This window comes from Flavobacterium sp. CLA17 (assembly GCF_013112255.2).
Taxonomy (GTDB): Bacteria; Bacteroidota; Bacteroidia; order Flavobacteriales; family Flavobacteriaceae; genus Flavobacterium; species Flavobacterium circumlabens.
Window position 1 is genome coordinate 5,140,287 of sequence record NZ_CP068294.1, and the last position, 16,192, is coordinate 5,156,478.

14 protein-coding genes are annotated in these 16,192 nt (G+C 37.3%); 11 read left to right on the forward strand and 3 right to left on the reverse strand.

Features of this window, described 5'->3' with window-relative positions:
* Window positions 1-7: 7 nt before the first annotated feature.
* The 8 genes from porV to HAV12_RS21225 all read left to right on the forward strand — a co-directional run bounded on the left by porV (window position 8) and on the right by HAV12_RS21225 (window position 8,795).
* Complete coding sequence (gene porV, locus HAV12_RS21190) at window positions 8-1,207, forward strand: type IX secretion system outer membrane channel protein PorV (protein ID WP_171571351.1); 1,200 nt, start codon at window positions 8-10, stop codon at window positions 1,205-1,207.
* 76 nt (window positions 1,208-1,283) lie between these two features.
* A complete protein-coding gene (gene cdd / locus HAV12_RS21195; RefSeq protein WP_171571352.1) occupies window positions 1,284-1,766 on the forward strand; it encodes a cytidine deaminase in 483 nt (160 codons plus the stop codon).
* A gap of 157 nt (window positions 1,767-1,923) precedes the next feature.
* Entirely contained in the window at window positions 1,924-2,922 is a 999-nt protein-coding gene (gene pdhA / locus HAV12_RS21200) for a pyruvate dehydrogenase (acetyl-transferring) E1 component subunit alpha (protein ID WP_171571353.1), read from the forward strand.
* A 6-nt stretch (window positions 2,923-2,928) separates the two neighbouring features.
* Complete coding sequence (locus HAV12_RS21205; RefSeq protein WP_171571354.1) at window positions 2,929-4,599, forward strand: pyruvate dehydrogenase complex dihydrolipoamide acetyltransferase; 1,671 nt, start codon at window positions 2,929-2,931, stop codon at window positions 4,597-4,599.
* A gap of 153 nt (window positions 4,600-4,752) precedes the next feature.
* Complete coding sequence (locus HAV12_RS21210; RefSeq protein WP_171571355.1) at window positions 4,753-6,615, forward strand: hydrolase/aminopeptidase; 1,863 nt, start codon at window positions 4,753-4,755, stop codon at window positions 6,613-6,615.
* 257 nt (window positions 6,616-6,872) lie between these two features.
* The gene (locus HAV12_RS21215) at window positions 6,873-7,424 is read left to right on the forward strand and encodes a carboxymuconolactone decarboxylase family protein (protein WP_171571356.1); all 552 of its coding nucleotides are present in this window, start codon (window positions 6,873-6,875) and stop codon (window positions 7,422-7,424) included.
* A 69-nt stretch (window positions 7,425-7,493) separates the two neighbouring features.
* Window positions 7,494-7,907 (forward strand): nuclear transport factor 2 family protein, encoded by a 414-nt coding sequence (locus tag HAV12_RS21220; RefSeq protein WP_132031848.1) that lies wholly within the window; start codon window positions 7,494-7,496, stop codon window positions 7,905-7,907.
* A 12-nt stretch (window positions 7,908-7,919) separates the two neighbouring features.
* Window positions 7,920-8,795: a helix-turn-helix domain-containing protein gene (locus HAV12_RS21225; RefSeq protein WP_171571357.1), complete on the forward strand. Its 876-nt coding sequence runs from the start codon at window positions 7,920-7,922 to the stop codon at window positions 8,793-8,795.
* Here HAV12_RS21225 and HAV12_RS21230 read toward each other — a convergent pair.
* Window positions 8,792-10,036 (reverse strand): glycosyltransferase, encoded by a 1,245-nt coding sequence (locus tag HAV12_RS21230; protein WP_171571740.1) that lies wholly within the window; start codon window positions 10,034-10,036, stop codon window positions 8,792-8,794. The genes HAV12_RS21225 and HAV12_RS21230 overlap by 4 nt on opposite strands.
* A gap of 114 nt (window positions 10,037-10,150) precedes the next feature.
* Here HAV12_RS21230 and HAV12_RS21235 point away from each other — a divergent pair, with 114 nt between their 5' ends.
* Entirely contained in the window at window positions 10,151-10,732 is a 582-nt protein-coding gene (locus tag HAV12_RS21235; protein WP_132031854.1) for a tRNA-(ms[2]io[6]A)-hydroxylase, read from the forward strand.
* 55 nt (window positions 10,733-10,787) lie between these two features.
* Window positions 10,788-13,544: an AsmA-like C-terminal region-containing protein gene (locus tag HAV12_RS21240; RefSeq protein WP_171571358.1), complete on the forward strand. Its 2,757-nt coding sequence runs from the start codon at window positions 10,788-10,790 to the stop codon at window positions 13,542-13,544.
* 327 nt (window positions 13,545-13,871) lie between these two features.
* On the opposite strand, the gene rpmA is transcribed toward HAV12_RS21240, so the two are convergent.
* Together rpmA and rplU are read right to left on the reverse strand one after the other, a co-directional pair.
* Window positions 13,872-14,132: a 50S ribosomal protein L27 gene (gene rpmA / locus HAV12_RS21245; protein ID WP_035685981.1), complete on the reverse strand. Its 261-nt coding sequence runs from the start codon at window positions 14,130-14,132 to the stop codon at window positions 13,872-13,874.
* 24 nt (window positions 14,133-14,156) lie between these two features.
* Window positions 14,157-14,600, reverse strand: a complete 444-nt coding sequence (rplU, locus tag HAV12_RS21250; protein ID WP_056190314.1) for a 50S ribosomal protein L21 — start codon at window positions 14,598-14,600, stop codon at window positions 14,157-14,159.
* A gap of 264 nt (window positions 14,601-14,864) precedes the next feature.
* Between rplU and HAV12_RS21255 the strand changes: the two genes are divergently transcribed.
* On the forward strand, window positions 14,865-16,187 hold the full coding sequence (locus HAV12_RS21255) for a pitrilysin family protein (protein ID WP_171571359.1): 1,323 nt from the start codon (window positions 14,865-14,867) through the stop codon (window positions 16,185-16,187).
* The last annotated feature ends 5 nt before the right edge of the window (window positions 16,188-16,192 follow it).

Consider the following 16,192-nt stretch of genomic DNA (forward strand, 5'->3'; position numbering starts at 1 on the left):
CCCATAAATGAAAAAAATAGCACTCTTCTTAATTTGTTTTCTCGTTATTTCATACGCAAAAGCCCAGAACATCGTACCGATTACCACCGGAGTTCCATTTTTATTAGTAGCAGCAGATGCCAGAGCAGCCGGTTTGGCAGATCAGGGTGTTGCAACGTCAGCCGATGCATACTCACAACAATGGAATCCTGCCAAATACGCCTTTTCAGTCGACAAGCAAGGTTTCTCCGTTAGTTACACTCCTTATTTAACAGACTTAGCCAACGACATTTCCCTTGGACAAGTAACCTATTACAACAAGATCAACGAAAGAAGTGCCTTCGCGGGTAGCATCCGTTATTTTGGTTTTGGTGACATTGAATTAAGGAGAGATCCTAATGATATTCCAAATATTGTATCTCCAAACGAATTTGCTTTAGACGGTTCTTACTCTTTGAAATTGAGTGATGAATTCTCGATGGCAGTTGCGGCAAGGTATATCCGTTCTAATTTAAAAGTTGCTTCAGAAGATACTGATGCCTCAGCGGCGGGTTCTTTTGCCGTAGACGTTGCTGGATTTTATCAGTCAGAAGAAATTGCCTACAACAGCTTCAACGGAAGATGGAGAGGTGGTTTTAACATTCAGAATATAGGCCCTAAAATAAGTTATGATAATGACGATTTAAGTTCCAATTTCTTACCTGCGAACTTAAGAGTGGGTGGAGGTTTTGATTTTATCCTTGATGATTACAACAAAGTTGGAGTAAGTCTTGAATTTACAAAACTTTTAGTACCGACTCCTCCGGGACCAGGAACTCCTGTTGACACCAATGGAGATGGCGATTTTACGGATGCTGACGACATTACCCAGGAAGAAGCAAACTCAATTAGCTACAACAAATACAATGAAACAGGCTGGGCTTCGGGAATCTTTAAATCTTTTGGAGATGCACCGGGCGGTTTTAGTGAAGAATTAAAAGAAATTACCTATAGCTTAGGAGCAGAATATATGTATCAGGATTCATTCGCAGTACGAGCAGGTTATTTTCATGAAAGCCCTGAAAAAGGAGCCCGTCAGTTTTTCTCTCTGGGAGCCGGATTTAAATACAATGTAGTAAAAGTTGACGTTTCTTACTTATTTTCATCATCAAAAGTTAAAAATCCGTTAGAAAATACACTTCGTTTTTCTTTAACCTTTAACTTTGGCGACAAATACGAAGTTTACTAGACGAAATAAATAAAAGAATAATTACAATCCAAATTTCTACTTTATAGGAATTTGGATTTTTTTTCCCTTAAAAAGAATGAAAGAAATTAGTGTTACATCATCATTTACGGCATACGATTCCTTAAACGAACTCCCGAAAGATGTTCAGGATTTAATGACTGAAGCAGTCGAAATTCGCAAAAAAGCTTACGCTCCCTATTCACAATTTAGAGTTGGAGCCGCTTTACTTTTAGATAACGGAAAAATAATTTCAGGCTCGAATCAGGAAAACGCCGCTTATCCATCAGGATTATGTGCCGAAAGAACTGCTATTTTTTACGCAGGAAGCAAGTATCCTGAAGCCAAAATTCTAAAAATGGCCATTACTGCCGCTTCCGATACCAACCAGACCAAAGCGCCAATTCCTCCCTGCGGGTCTTGCAGACAATCAATTGCAGAATATGAAATTAAACAGGACACCCCTATAGAAATCTATTTTATGGGTGAAATTGGCGAAATTTACAAATCTGCATCCCTAAAAAATCTGCTCCCTTTTATGTTCGATAAAAAGTTCTTGTAAAAAAAGACCAAAAAGTAGCTTTTAAATTTTAGTTCTTAAACGGAATGTCTTATTTTTGCATCCCGACCTTTCGGGCGCAAATTTGTGGGAGGAAACTATTTTGCGTTATAGGCAACAATTGATAACACAAACAACTTTAGCAAAAGAAAGAATTCAGATGAAAGAAGTTACAAAAGAAGTATATTTAAAGTGGTACGAAGACATGCTGCTTTGGAGAAAGTTTGAAGACAAACTTGCAGCATTATACATTCAACAAAAAGTTAGAGGTTTTCTACACTTATATAATGGACAGGAAGCTGTATTAGCAGGTGCTTTACACGCTATGGACCTGACAAAAGATAAAATGATTACTGCTTACAGAAACCACGTTCAGCCAATTGGTATGGGAGTGGATCCAAGACGCGTAATGGCTGAACTTTTAGGAAAAGCAACAGGAACTTCTAAAGGTATGGGAGGTTCTATGCACATTTTCTCTAAAGAACACCGTTTTTACGGAGGACACGGAATCGTAGGTGGACAAATTCCGGTAGGAGCTGGTTTGGCTTTTGCTGATAAATACTTCAACACTGGCGGAGTTACCATGACTTATTTTGGTGATGGAGCTGCAAGACAAGGATCCTTACACGAAGCATTCAACATGGCGATGCTATGGAAATTACCAGTTGTATTTATCGTTGAAAACAACGGCTATGCAATGGGAACTTCTGTTGAAAGAACAGCAAACCATACTGATATCTGGAAACTTGGTTTAGGATATGAAATGCCATGTGGACCAGTTGACGGAATGAATCCTGTGAAAGTAGCTGAAGCAATGACTGAAGCTATTGACAGAGCCCGTCGTGGAGACGGACCAACTTTCCTTGAAATGAAAACATACCGTTACAGAGGACACTCTATGTCTGATGCACAATTATACCGTTCCAAAGAAGAGGTTGAAGAATACAAAAAAATTGACCCGATTACTCAGGTTTTAGATGTAATTATGGATCAAAAATATGCTACAGAAGAAGAAATTGAAGCAATTGACCAAAAAGTTAAAGATTTGGTTGAAGAGTGTGTGAAATTCGCTGAAGAATCTCCATATCCTGAATTGCAACAATTATACGATGTAGTATACGCACAAGAAGACTATCCATTCACACCTCATAAACTATAACATATTATGGCGATAAAAGTAACAATGCCTCGTTTGAGCGATACTATGACGGAAGGAACGGTAGCGACCTGGTTAAAAAAAGTAGGCGACAAAATCAGTGAAGGTGATATCCTTGCTGAAATTGAAACAGATAAAGCAACAATGGAATTTGAGTCTTTCAACGAAGGAACTCTTTTACATATCGGAATTCAGGCTGGAGAAACTGCTCCCGTTGATTCCTTATTAGCGATCATTGGTAACGAAGGAGAAGATATTTCTGCTCTTTTGGCGGGTGGTGATGCTCCTGCTGCGGAAACTCCAAAAGCAGATGCTGCTCCGGCTGCTGAAGCAAAATCAGAAGAAACTAAAACTGAAGCTCCTGCTCCGGCTGCAAAAGCGGCAACGGAATTACCTAAAGGTGTTGTAGTAGTAACTATGCCACGTTTGAGTGATACAATGACGGAAGGAACTGTAGCAACCTGGTTGAAAAAAGAAGGTGATGCCGTAGCTGAAGGTGATATCCTGGCTGAAATTGAAACAGACAAAGCCACTATGGAGTTTGAGTCTTTCAATGCCGGAACATTATTATACATCGGAATTCAGGAAGGGAATACAGCTCCTGTTGACAGCTTATTAGCGATCATCGGACCTGCAGGAACTGACATTTCAGGAATTGCAGACAATTATACTGCCGGAGGAACTGCAACTGCAAGTGCTCCAGCAACTGAAGAAAAAGCGGCTCCTGCTGCTGAAAAAGCAACTGAAGCTGTAGCTGATACTTCATCAAATGGAGGAAGAATTTTAGCTTCACCACTAGCTAAAAAAATCGCTTCTGACAAAGGAATCCAGTTAACTCAGGTTAAAGGTTCAGGAGAAAACGGACGTATCGTAAAAAGCGATATCGAAAACTTCACTCCTGCTGCTCAGGGACAACCTGCTGCAAACGCAACTGCTGCCGCACCAAAAGCGGAAACTGCTGCACCTGCTGCTCCAAAAGTATTTGTTCCTGCCGGAGAAGTTTTCACAGAAGAGATCAAAAACTCTCAAATGCGTAAAATCATCGCAAAACGTTTAGCAGAATCTTTATTTACAGCACCTCACTACAACTTAGTGATCGAAGTAAGCATGGATGACGCAATGGCGGCAAGAGCGACAATCAATACGGTTCCGGATACAAAAGTATCTTTCAACGATATGGTTATTAAAGCCTGTGCTTTAGCCTTGAAAAAACATCCAAAAATCAACTCTCAGTGGAAAGAAGATGCTATCATCATCAACCATCACGTTAATATTGGAGTTGCTGTAGCTGTTGAAGACGGATTGGTAGTTCCTGTATTGAAATTTACAGATGCTATGAGTTTATCTCAAATTGGCGCTTCAGTAAGAGACTTGGCCGGAAGAGCTAAAAACAAAAAATTAGGACCACAGGAAATGGAGGGAAGCACTTTTACAGTTTCTAACCTTGGAATGTTTGGTATTACTGAATTCAATTCAATTATAAATCAACCGAATTCTGCTATCCTTTCTGTAGGCGCAATTGTAGAGAAGCCAGTGGTTAAAAACGGTCAGATTGTAGTAGGAAACACCATGATGTTATCGTTAGCGTGTGACCACAGAACAATTGACGGTGCTACCGGAGCTCAATTTTTACAAACCTTAAAACAATACATCGAAAGCCCGGTAACCATGTTGGCATAATTTCCATGTCAGCCTGAGCGAAGTCGAAGGCAGCTTAAGAGAAGTCGAAGGCAGCGTGAGCCGAGTCTGAGGTAATTTATATTAAAATCCCGTTTTGAACTTTCAAAACGGGATTTTTTATTTAATTTAGATTCATAATTCAACTTTTAACCTATGAAAAAAATAGTTCTCCTCACTTTATTTATGGCGGCACTGGCCTGTCAGAAAAAAGAAACTACCAAAGAAACAGATAAAGAAACGACAATCGTTAAAGACGAACATACTTTCTCCAAACCGGATTTAGCGGTTGTAAAACATTTAGATCTCGACATCAAAGTTGATTTTGACACCCAAACCATTTCAGGAAAAGCTTCCTGGCAGATTGACAACATCAGCAAAGGAAATGAAATCATTTTCGATGAAAACACACTTACTATTACAAAAGTAACCTTAGGTGATGACGAAAAAGAGACCAAATTCGAGCTTGGTTCCGAAGTTGAATTCCATGGAAAACCACTTCACATCACAATCGAGCCCAGTACGACCAAAGTCAATATTTATTATAGCACCACGAAAGACGCGGTGGCATTACAATGGCTAAACCCACAGCAAACCGCAGACAAAAAGAAACCGTTTCTTTTTTCTCAGGGAGAAAGCATATGGTCCCGTACCTGGATTCCATGTCAGGATTCTCCGGGCGTTCGTTTTACGTATAACGCAAAAGTTACGGTTCCTAAAGATTTACTGGCTGTCATGAGTGCTTCTGTCAATCCGCGGAAAAAGAACGATACAGGTGTTTACACTTTCAAACAAGACAAGGCAATCCCGTCTTATTTAATGGCAATTGCGGTTGGTGACATTGAATTTCAATCTATTGACAACAGAACCGGAGTTTATGCGGAACCATCTTTACTAAAAAAAGCGGCATGGGAATTTGCTGAACTGGGAAAAATGGTTGGTGCTGCTGAAAAGCTATACGGACCTTATCGCTGGGGACGTTATGATGTATTGGTTTTACCTCCAAGTTTTCCTTATGGCGGAATGGAAAATCCAAACCTGACATTCTTAACACCGGGAGTCATTGCAGGAGATCGCTCGCTGACCAGTTTACTGGCGCATGAATTAGGACACAGCTGGAGTGGTAATTTAGTTACTAATGCCACTTGGGATGATATTTGGCTAAACGAAGGTTTTACAACCTATGTGGAACACCGTATCGGAGAAGAGATTTTTGGTGTAAAAGAGGCTAAAATGCAGGATGTACTGACCCGTAAAGACCTGGATGACAACATAGAAGAGTACGGAGCTACAAATCCGGATACCCGTTTAAAAGTGAGCCTTACCAACAGAAATCCTGACGATGGAATCAGCCAGATCCCTTATGTGAAAGGTTACAACTTCTTAAAAGTAATAGAAGCTGCCGTTGGGCGTGAAAAATTTGATCCGTTTATTAAAAATTATTTTAATGCACATGCGTTCAAATCCATCACAACAGAAGATTTTATCAAGTACCTGAATGAAAACCTTATCAAAGGCGACAAAGCTCTTGCTGATAAAATAAAAGCTGACGAATGGATTTACAAACCAGGAGTTCCTTCCAACATTACCCCATCCGTTTCGGAGGATTTTGCAGCAATCGATGCTATTCAAAAAAGCTGGAGAACAACCGGAGTTAAGGGTTTAAGTCAGAAAATTAAATCTACAACAGAAAAACAACATTTCATAGATTATTTACCGGAAGATGTAACTCCGAAAGAAATGGCGGAAATTGATGCCGAATTCAACTTCACGAAAGGCGGAAACTTCGTCATCAGACGTCAGTGGTTTGTTCCTTGCATCCGCAGTCATTATACTATTGCTTATCCTGCAATCGAACAATTTATGATTGGAACGAGCAGAACAGGATCTTTAATGACACTTTACAAAGAATTGGTAAAGACTTCTCCGGGCAAAGACTGGGCGAAAAAGATATTCGAAAAAGCAAAATCAGGTTACCACGCTACAACTGTTCAGGCGGTTGAAGGCGTTTTGAAATAGTTTTCAGTCTCAGTCTCAGTGTTCAGTCTCAGTCGCGGTTTTCAGTTTGCAGTTCACCGAACACTGAGACTGAGACTGAACACTAAAATTTTTCATCCCCGGTTACACCTCGTAATCGGGGATTTTTTTATAAAGAACTCCTGTGGGAAAATTGTCCATCACATAGCGTACATTCTCCATGTTCTAAAAACTGTGATCGTCGCATCTTTGTAATGTCAAAAGACAACAACCAATAATAACATTAAAAATTAAATAAGATGACACGATTAACAGCATTAAACCCGGAAGAAGTAACAGGAAAAACTAAAGATTTATTCAATGCCGTACAAGCGAAACTAGGAGTCGTACCCAACATGATGAGAACAATGGGGAATTCACCAGCAGTACTGGAAGGTTATTTAAATTTAAGCGGCGCTTTGAGCCATGGTAAATTAAGTGCAAAAACCGGTGAACTTTTAGCTTTAGCAATTTCAGAAGAAAACTCTTGTGATTATTGTCTGGCAGCCCACACTTTTATCGGAGAAAAACTGGTAAAAGCTGATCCTGCCGTTTTACACGCTGCAAGAACAGGAAACTCAACAGATGCAAAAACGGAGGCCATTTTGCAATTCGCCAAAACTTTGGTCAGCAAAAATGGTTTAGTAAATGATGAAGATGTAAACAACGTAAAAAATGCAGGCGTTTCTGATGCTGAATTAGCTGAAACTGTAGGTCATGTAGCGTTAAATATCCTGACCAACTATTTCAATAATACTGCCAATACAGAAATTGATTTTCCGGCAGTTCAAAGTTTAGCATTACAGAACTAATTACAAAAAATAACAATCCCTAAAGATAGTCATGATTCATTTCATGACTATCTTAGTATAAAAAAAATCATGGAAACACCAAGACATCCTTTACCACCATTTACAATGGAAACCGCACTGCAAAAAGTACAAATTGCAGAAGATGCGTGGAATACAAAAGATCCGGAAAAAGTAGCTTTAGCTTACACTATCGATACGGAATGGAGAAACAGAACCGATTTTATTAATGGACGTGAGGAAGTAAAAGCGTTTTTAACCCAAAAATGGCAAAAGGAACTGCATTACAAACTTAAAAAAGAGCTGTGGGGTTTCAAGGAAAACAGAATGGCTGTTCGATTTGAATATGAATGGCAGGATCATTCAGGTCAATGGTTTAGAAGTTATGGAAATGAACTGTGGGAGTTTGACGAAAATGGCTATATGCAAAAACGATATGCCAGCATTAACGATTTGGCCATAGAAGAATCCGATCGTACATTATAAAATAGTGAAGCCATGGCGCATCAGAATGTTTTTACTTTAATAAATCCTCAAAATGGCAATCTGGCATTCAAACTACTTTGGTTTGATGACAATAGCCATTTTGATCATTTACAGCGCAATAATTATTTCTCTTTAATCTGGATTACCAAAGGCAGCGGTAAGGTAAAAGCTGATTTTGCCGAACATCAGTTTGAGAAAGATTCGCTGCTTGCTTTTTCGCCCTATCAGCCTTTTATGATTTGCACAAAAGAAGACATTCAGGGGATTGCGATCAATTTTCATCCTGATTTTTATTGCATTCATATGCATCAAAAAGAAGTTTCCTGCAACGGCGTTTTGTTTAATAACGTTTATCAGCCTCCTTTTACCTCTATAACCGATCAGGCAAAAATAACTTTACAAATGGTCATTGATCAAATGAAAACAGAGATTCAGAATGCGGAATTAGCACAATATGAATTACTGATTTCGTACCTGAAAATATTCCTGATTACCGCTTCCCGCCTGAAAAGAGAACAACTGGAGGAATTAAAAGCAACACCGGATTCCAAAGAACCTTTTATCCTTCAAAATCTTAAAGATGCAATCGAAGATCATTTCAAGACCAAGCATTCAGCCGGGCATTATGCCGAAATGCTTAATATTTCGCCGAAAGCTTTAGGCAAATTATCTAAAAATTATTTCAACAAAACACTCACGGATCTTATCGCAGAAAGAATAATCATTGAAGCCAAAAGAGAATTGTATATGACCAACAAAACCGTCAAAGAAATCGCTTACGAATTAGGTTATGATGATGAACATTATTTTAGCAGATTCTTTAAAACCAATGCCGACGTTTCGCCGCAACTGTATCGTGAAACAGTAGGGTTTGGAAGAATGGTTTAGTTTTTATTTTTTGCTTCAATCCACTTTGCCATGTATTTTGTGCTTTTTAAAGTATGATGCTGCAGCAGGCTTCCCATAAAATTATGAAGACGATGATTTTCTGAATCAGCCATCAGGGAATTAATTTTATCAATCAATACTGTATCAAAGCTGCTTTTCTGATAACATTGATTTATAATTTCGATTCCGTTTTGCTGCGCTTGTTTCCAAAGTATTTCATTGTTATATAATTCGATCGCTTGTTTTGCAAAAAGTGCTGTATCATTTGTAATAAATCCATTCCATGGTAAATCGGCATGCATGGCTTCTGCCCCTGTTGCTGTTGTTATACTTGGTGTTCCGCATTGCATGGCTTCCAGTAATTTTCCTTTTAAACCTGCTCCAAAACGAATGGGCGCCAGAACAACTCTGGCCTTTTTTACAATTTCGTTAGCGTCAGCAGCTCTTCCCATTATAAAAAAACCATTTTTAGGCTGATGCAACTGCAATACTTTTTGCGACGGATAAGCACCGTAAACCCTCAAAACGGCTTCCGGAAAGTCTTTTTTTATGAAAGGCCAAATGGTTTCTTTTAGGTACTGTACCGTATTCCAGTTAGGCTCGTGAAGGAAATTTCCAATAAAGACAAAATGCTCCCGATCTTCGAATAAAGGTAAATTCGTCAGTTCATTTTGAGTCATTTCAGCAACCAAAAAAGGAAGATAAAACAATATTTTCGAATCAATTTTAAAAACATCGTTCAAAATTTTCATTTCGAATTCCGAAATAATAAACGAAACATCACATCTCAGAATACTGGCGATTTCCCTTTTTGCAACTTCTTCAGACAGGAGATCATTCAATTCAAAAGTTCTGTTTTCCCTAAAAGCTTTTTGTCTGGCTGCCCTCAGGCAATGTAAATCTTCGGTATCCAGTAATCGTATGGCGTTCGGGCAGTTTTCAGCAACTCTCCAGCCAAATTGTTCTTCAATCATAAAGCGATCAAATAAAACGACATCCGGATTTAATTCAATCACAAAATCATCAAAACTGGAATTATTGAGTGCAATGGCTTTTTTTTCAATTCCAAAAGAAGCCAGATCCACCATAAAATCACTGTCTAGTGCCGCACTGGCAAATGTAATTTCAAATCCATTTTTTTTGAAGACCGAAATCAACTGCATCATTCTGCCACCCGCCGCAGACGAATTGGGTTCCGGCCACACAAAACCAATAATTAAAAGTTTTTTTATCTGACTCATTTTAATTCTTTGAACCTGCAAAATAATGCTTTTTTGGGCGTAATAACACGATGTTTCCTGATTTTCGGTTGTAAAAAAGACTAATTTTGCAGTATTCAATTTTTCAATAAAATTATGTTAGGATTAAAATTAGCCACAGACCCCCGCTGGGTAAATATCGTTGAGTCGAATATCGAAGAAATTCTGACCGATCATGCCTGGTGTGAGCAAAAAGCAGCTTCAAATGCCATTAGTTTAGTTACCTACAACTCTGAATTAGAGGAATTAGTAACCGAAATGCTGGTTATTGCCAGAGAAGAATTAGAGCATCTGCAAATGGTTCACGACCTAATCAAAAAAAGAGGCCTGACATTGGGGCGTGAAAGAAAAGATCATTATGTAAATGAACTTTTTAAATTCATGAAAAAAGACGGAAGCCGTAAAGATGCGCTTTGTGATCGCCTCCTGTTCTCAGCTATGATTGAAGCCAGAAGCTGTGAGCGTTTTAAAGTCCTTTCCGAAAATATAAAAGACGAAGAACTGGCTGCATTTTATCGTGACCTGATGATTTCTGAAGCTGGTCATTACACTACTTTTTTAGGATTTGCCCGAAAATATAAAGACAATATAGATATTGATAAGCGTTGGAAAGAATGGATTGAGTTCGAAGGTTCCATTATTACCAATTACGGTAAAAGCGAGACCGTTCACGGATAATTTATCCTTTTTTTATCATCGTTTTTTATAAAATTTAATCTTAACAATTTTTGTTATGCAAAAAAATAAGTCCAGATCGATCGTATTTAAAATAGTAAAATACGTCGGAATAACGTTTGCTGTTATTTTAGGATTATTGTTTTTAACCCCTATACTTTTTGCCGATCAGATCAAAGAGCAGATTAAAAAAACGGCAAACGAAAGACTGAGTGCCGAATTGAATTATTCTGATGTCTCTGTTTCTTTTTTTCACCACTTCCCTTCCCTAACCCTGACTTTAAACGACTTAAAACTAAACGGATCAGCACCTTACAAAAACGAAAAATTTATCACGGCCAAAGAAGTCTCTTTTGGAATCAATGTCGCGAGTCTTATTTTTAGCAAATCGGTAAAAATTGACCAGATTTATTTATCTGACTCGTTTATTAATGTAAAAGTGAATTCGAACGGAGAAGCGAATTACAACGTTTACAAGTCAACATCAAAGACTTCAGCCTCAAAAGATACTACTGACACCGCATTAAAACTGGAACGAATCGAGATTCTGAACAGTAAAATTATTTATGACGATAAATCTACGAAGGTTCATTTTGATGCTTTTGGTTTTAATTACTTAGGAAAAGGAAATCTGGACAAAGCCGTCTTTGATTTGTATTCAAAAGCAAAAATTGAAAAATTAAATATCGTTTATGAAAATGAACCTTATCTGATGAACAAACAGATTGATGCTGATTTGATCACCAAAGTAAACGTAAACTCTTTATCTTTCTTTTTTGAGCAAAATAACCTGAAAATCAATCAGCTCCTGGTCGATTTTAAAGGAAAATTCGATTTCCTGAAAGATGGCTACAACATGGATCTTGTTCTGAAATCCGACAACAGCAAACTGTATGATGTTTTTACCGCTTTTCCTCCCAAATATATTACCTGGCTTTCCAAGACTGAATTAAAAGGAAACACGAACTTACTTCTAACTGTAAAAGGCAATTATATCGCTTCCCAAAACATAGCTCCTGATCTGAATTTAGATTTAAAATTAGACAACGGATTTGTGAATTATAACAAAAGTGCTTTCCCGGTTTCCAACTTAAATCTGGAAGTAAAAACAAAAGTACCTTCTTTAAATCCGGAGCTTTTAATTGTGGATGCGAAGAATTTATCTCTGAATGTAGGCAAAGATTATCTTAAATCTAAATTCTACATGAAAGGCATGACCACACCGGATATCAATGCTGAATTTAGAGCGAAAATTAATCTTGAAAAACTAAACAAAGCTTTGGGAATCCCTGATGTAGAACTGAAAGGAATTTTAATCAGCGATGTTAAAACCAACGGTAAATTTGATCAGAAAAACAAATTTTTTCCTGTCACAAAAGGAGTAATCGATTTGACAAACGGTTATTTGAAAACCAAATATTACCCCAATCCCATTACCAATATTGTGGTAAAATCTAAAATTGAAAATCAGAAAGGAACTTTCCAGGATCTAAAAGTCAATCTAAAACCCGCTCAGTTTACTTTTGAAGGAAAACCTGTTTTTGTACAGGCTGACCTGAGCAATTTTGATGATTTAAATTATGATATTAAAGCAAATGGCGAAATGGATGTCAATAAAATATATAAAGTCTTTTCTCAAAAAGGACTTGATCTGGATGGTTTTGTAAAAGCAGATTTGGTTTTGAAAGGCAAACAAAGCGATGCTGAAAAAGGAAATTACAGCAAACTACACAACAAAGGAACGCTTGAACTCAGAAATATCGGGATCGCTTCCGAATATTTACCTAAAAAGTTCATTATCAAAGAAGGTATCTTTAAAATCAATCAGGATAAAATGTCGTTCAATAATTTTCTGGCTGCTTACGGACAGTCTGATTTTACAATGAATGGCTACATGCAAAACGTTTTCAACTTCGTAACTACCAACACGGGGGTTTTAAGAGGCTCTTTTAAAGTTTCAGCAAGATATATCAATGTTGATGAATTTATGTCCAATACAGCTGCAAATACAACTGTAACAGAAGCGCAGACAAAACCTGAAGCAACAAAAACAGCAGCAAAAGAAACGGGCGTAATTATAATCCCGGCTAATCTGGATTTGCAATTATTGGCCCATGCACAAAAAGTAAGTTTCGACAAACTAAACCTTCAAAATGCTGTCGGGAATTTAAAAATGAAAAAAGGAAAACTCAGTATGCAAAATACCGGTTTTAATTTAATTGGCTGCAAAGTGACCATGAATGCGAATTATCAGGCTGTAACTCCTCAAAAAGCCAACTTTAATTACGGAATTAAAGCAACTGATTTTGATATCAAAAGAGCTTATAATGAAATTGAAGTGTTCCGAAAAATGGCCAGTGCGGCAGAAAAAGCACAGGGAATTGTTTCTTTAGATTATCAGCTTAAAGGAAGATTAACCGGAAATATGGAACCCGTTTATCCCTCCCTTGTGGGCGGTGGAACACTTTCGGTGAAAGATGTTAAAGTGAGAGGCCTGAAAATGTTCAATGCCGTAAGTAAAGAGACAAGTTCTGAAGCAATGAAAAATCCGGATCTTTCCAAAGTAGAAATCAAAACAACTATCAAAAATAATATCATGACTGTTGAACGGTTTAAATTTAAGTTTGCCGGCTTCAGACCCAGAATTGAAGGAACAACAAGTTTAGACGGAAAATTAAACTTAAAAATGCGTTTAGGCCTTCCTCCGCTTGGGATATTCGGAATTCCATTAACGGTTACCGGAACTCAGAATGCTCCAAAAGTAAAAGTGGGAAGAAAAACCCAAGATCTGGAAGAAACTAAAGATATTGAATAGTAAAATTCCAATAGCAAAAATTCCAAATTCTAATTTATTTGCAAGAAACACAAACCTGTTCATAATAGAGCAGGTTTTTTTTATGAATTTAGCTTTACATAATCTTGTCATCCGGCAAGAAACTAACACAAAGAATTCCTTAGATTGCCGGGTTACTTACGGCGATTCCTTGTTCCTCAGGATGACAAAAAAAGAAACATTACACATACAAATCAAACTTAAATTCTCTTATACAACTTATATGGTTTAAATTTCTTCAAATGGTTTAGCCTAAAAACAAAAAACCCGCTCTTTTCAGAACGGGTTTTGTAATAAGTAATCTAATGATTATGCTTCGAATGGAAGGATAGATACATAAGATTTGTTATCTCTTTTCTTTTGGAACTTAACAACTCCAGCTACTCTTGCGTGTAGTGTGTGATCTTTACTGATGTAAACATTTTCACCTGGATTATGTTTTGAACCTCTTTGTCTAACGATGATGTTCCCAGCAATAGCAGCTTGTCCACCAAAAATCTTAACGCCTAGACGTTTTGATTCTGATTCTCTACCATTCTTCGAACTACCGACACCTTTCTTGTGAGCCATGACGTATGAGTTTAAATATTGTTATTATTCTTTAGTAGCTTCTTTTTTTGCTTTTGGAGCTGCTGCTTTCTTTGCTTTTGGAGCTGCTTCAACTTCAGTTGCCGGAGCATCTTCTGCTACAACCGCTTTTTTAGCTGCTGCTTTTTTAGTTCCTCCTGCTGCAGTAATACCTTCAATTACAATTTGAGTAAGATATTGTCTGTGACCATTTCTCTTTTTGTAACCTTTTCTTCTTTTCTTTTTGAAAACGATTACTTTATCTCCTTTTAAGTGTTGTAACACTTTAGCTTCTACTGAAGCACCTTCTATAGCTGGGGCGCCTAAAGTTACATTACCATTATCGTCTAATAAAAGAACTTTGTCAAATGAAATACTTGAACCTTCTTCGTTAGCCAAACGGTTAACATAAACCTTTAAGTCTTTGCTTACTTTAAATTGTTGCCCTGCTATCTCTACGATTGCATACATACCAAATTGATTTATTGATTTTTAAGGTTGCAAATATACAATTAATAATTTACTGTGCAATCTCTTATTTCAAAAATATTTTTATCTGTCTAAAGGCTGTCTGTCAGGGCATTTTATTAAGCCATAAACTATTTTTATAGGTAAAATAGTACCAAATTTTAAAACAATTATTACTTAGTAAGTAAAAAAAAGTTATTTTTGATGTAACTAATATTAACTCTTAGCTACCTATTAACTATTAGGTAATTAAAATTATTAATCTTTATGAAAAATTCGATAATGATGTTAAGCGCTGCACTAATGCTCGGCGGAGTAGCTCATGCCCAAAAAGTAGCTTTTGAAGAATACAATTTAGATAACGGCATGCACGTTATTCTGCACAACGACCCTTCTGCTCCGGTAGTTATTACTTCTGTTATGTATCATGTAGGATCAAAAGATGAGCGTCCTGACCGAACGGGTTTTGCACATTTCTTTGAACATTTATTATTTGAAGGAACTGAAAATATAAAACGTGGCGAATGGATGAAAATCGTTACGGCAAATGGCGGCGTAAACAATGCCAACACTTCTGACGACAGGACGTATTATTACGAAGTCTTTCCTTCCAATAGCCTCGAATTAGGTTTATGGCTGGAATCGGAGCGATTGATGCATCCTATAATCAACAAAATTGGTGTTGAGACACAAAATGAAGTCGTAAAAGAAGAAAAAAGAATGCGTTACGACAATCAGCCGTACGGAAATATTCTTCCGGAAGTAAAGAAAAACATGTTCAAAAACCATCCGTATCGCTGGACAACAATTGGTTCCATGAAAGATCTGGATGCTGCAACCCTTGAAGAGTTTCAGGCATTTAATAAAAAATTCTACACGCCGAACAATGCCGTTCTTGTTGTTGCCGGAGATTTTGATAAAAGCAAAACCAAAGAATGGATTCAGAAATATTTCGGCCCGATTCCAAAAGGAGAAGAAGTAAAAAAACAAACCTTTACAGAAGCACCGATTACCGAAACCATAAAAGCAACTTACGAGGATCCGAACATCCAGATCCCAATGGTGGTGGCCGCTTACAGAACACCATCAATGAAAACAAGAGACGCCAGAGTTTTAGATTTAATCTCTTCTTATTTAAGTGACGGAAAAAGCTCGAAATTGTACAAGAAAATCGTTGATGATAAAAAAATGGCCCTTCAAATTGGTGCAGTAGGTTTTAGCCAGGAAGATTACGGAATGTATATTTTGTATGGTTTACCAATGGGAACTCACACGACGGCCGATATCTTAAAAGAAATGGACGAAGAGATTGTAAAAATCCAAACCGATTTGATTTCTGAAAAAGATTATGAAAAACTACAAAACAAATTCGATAATAATTTTGTCAATGCAAATGCAAGCGTTGAAGGAATTGCTGAAAATTTAGCCTCTTTTTATTTACTTTATGGAGACGTAAATCTTATTAATACCGAAATCGACCTCTATCACTCTATAACCAGAGAAGAAATCAGAGAAGTTGCCAAAAAGTATTTAAACCCTAATCAGCGTTTAATTTTAGATTATGTTCCTTCAAAAAAAGTTCAAAACTAAGAAAA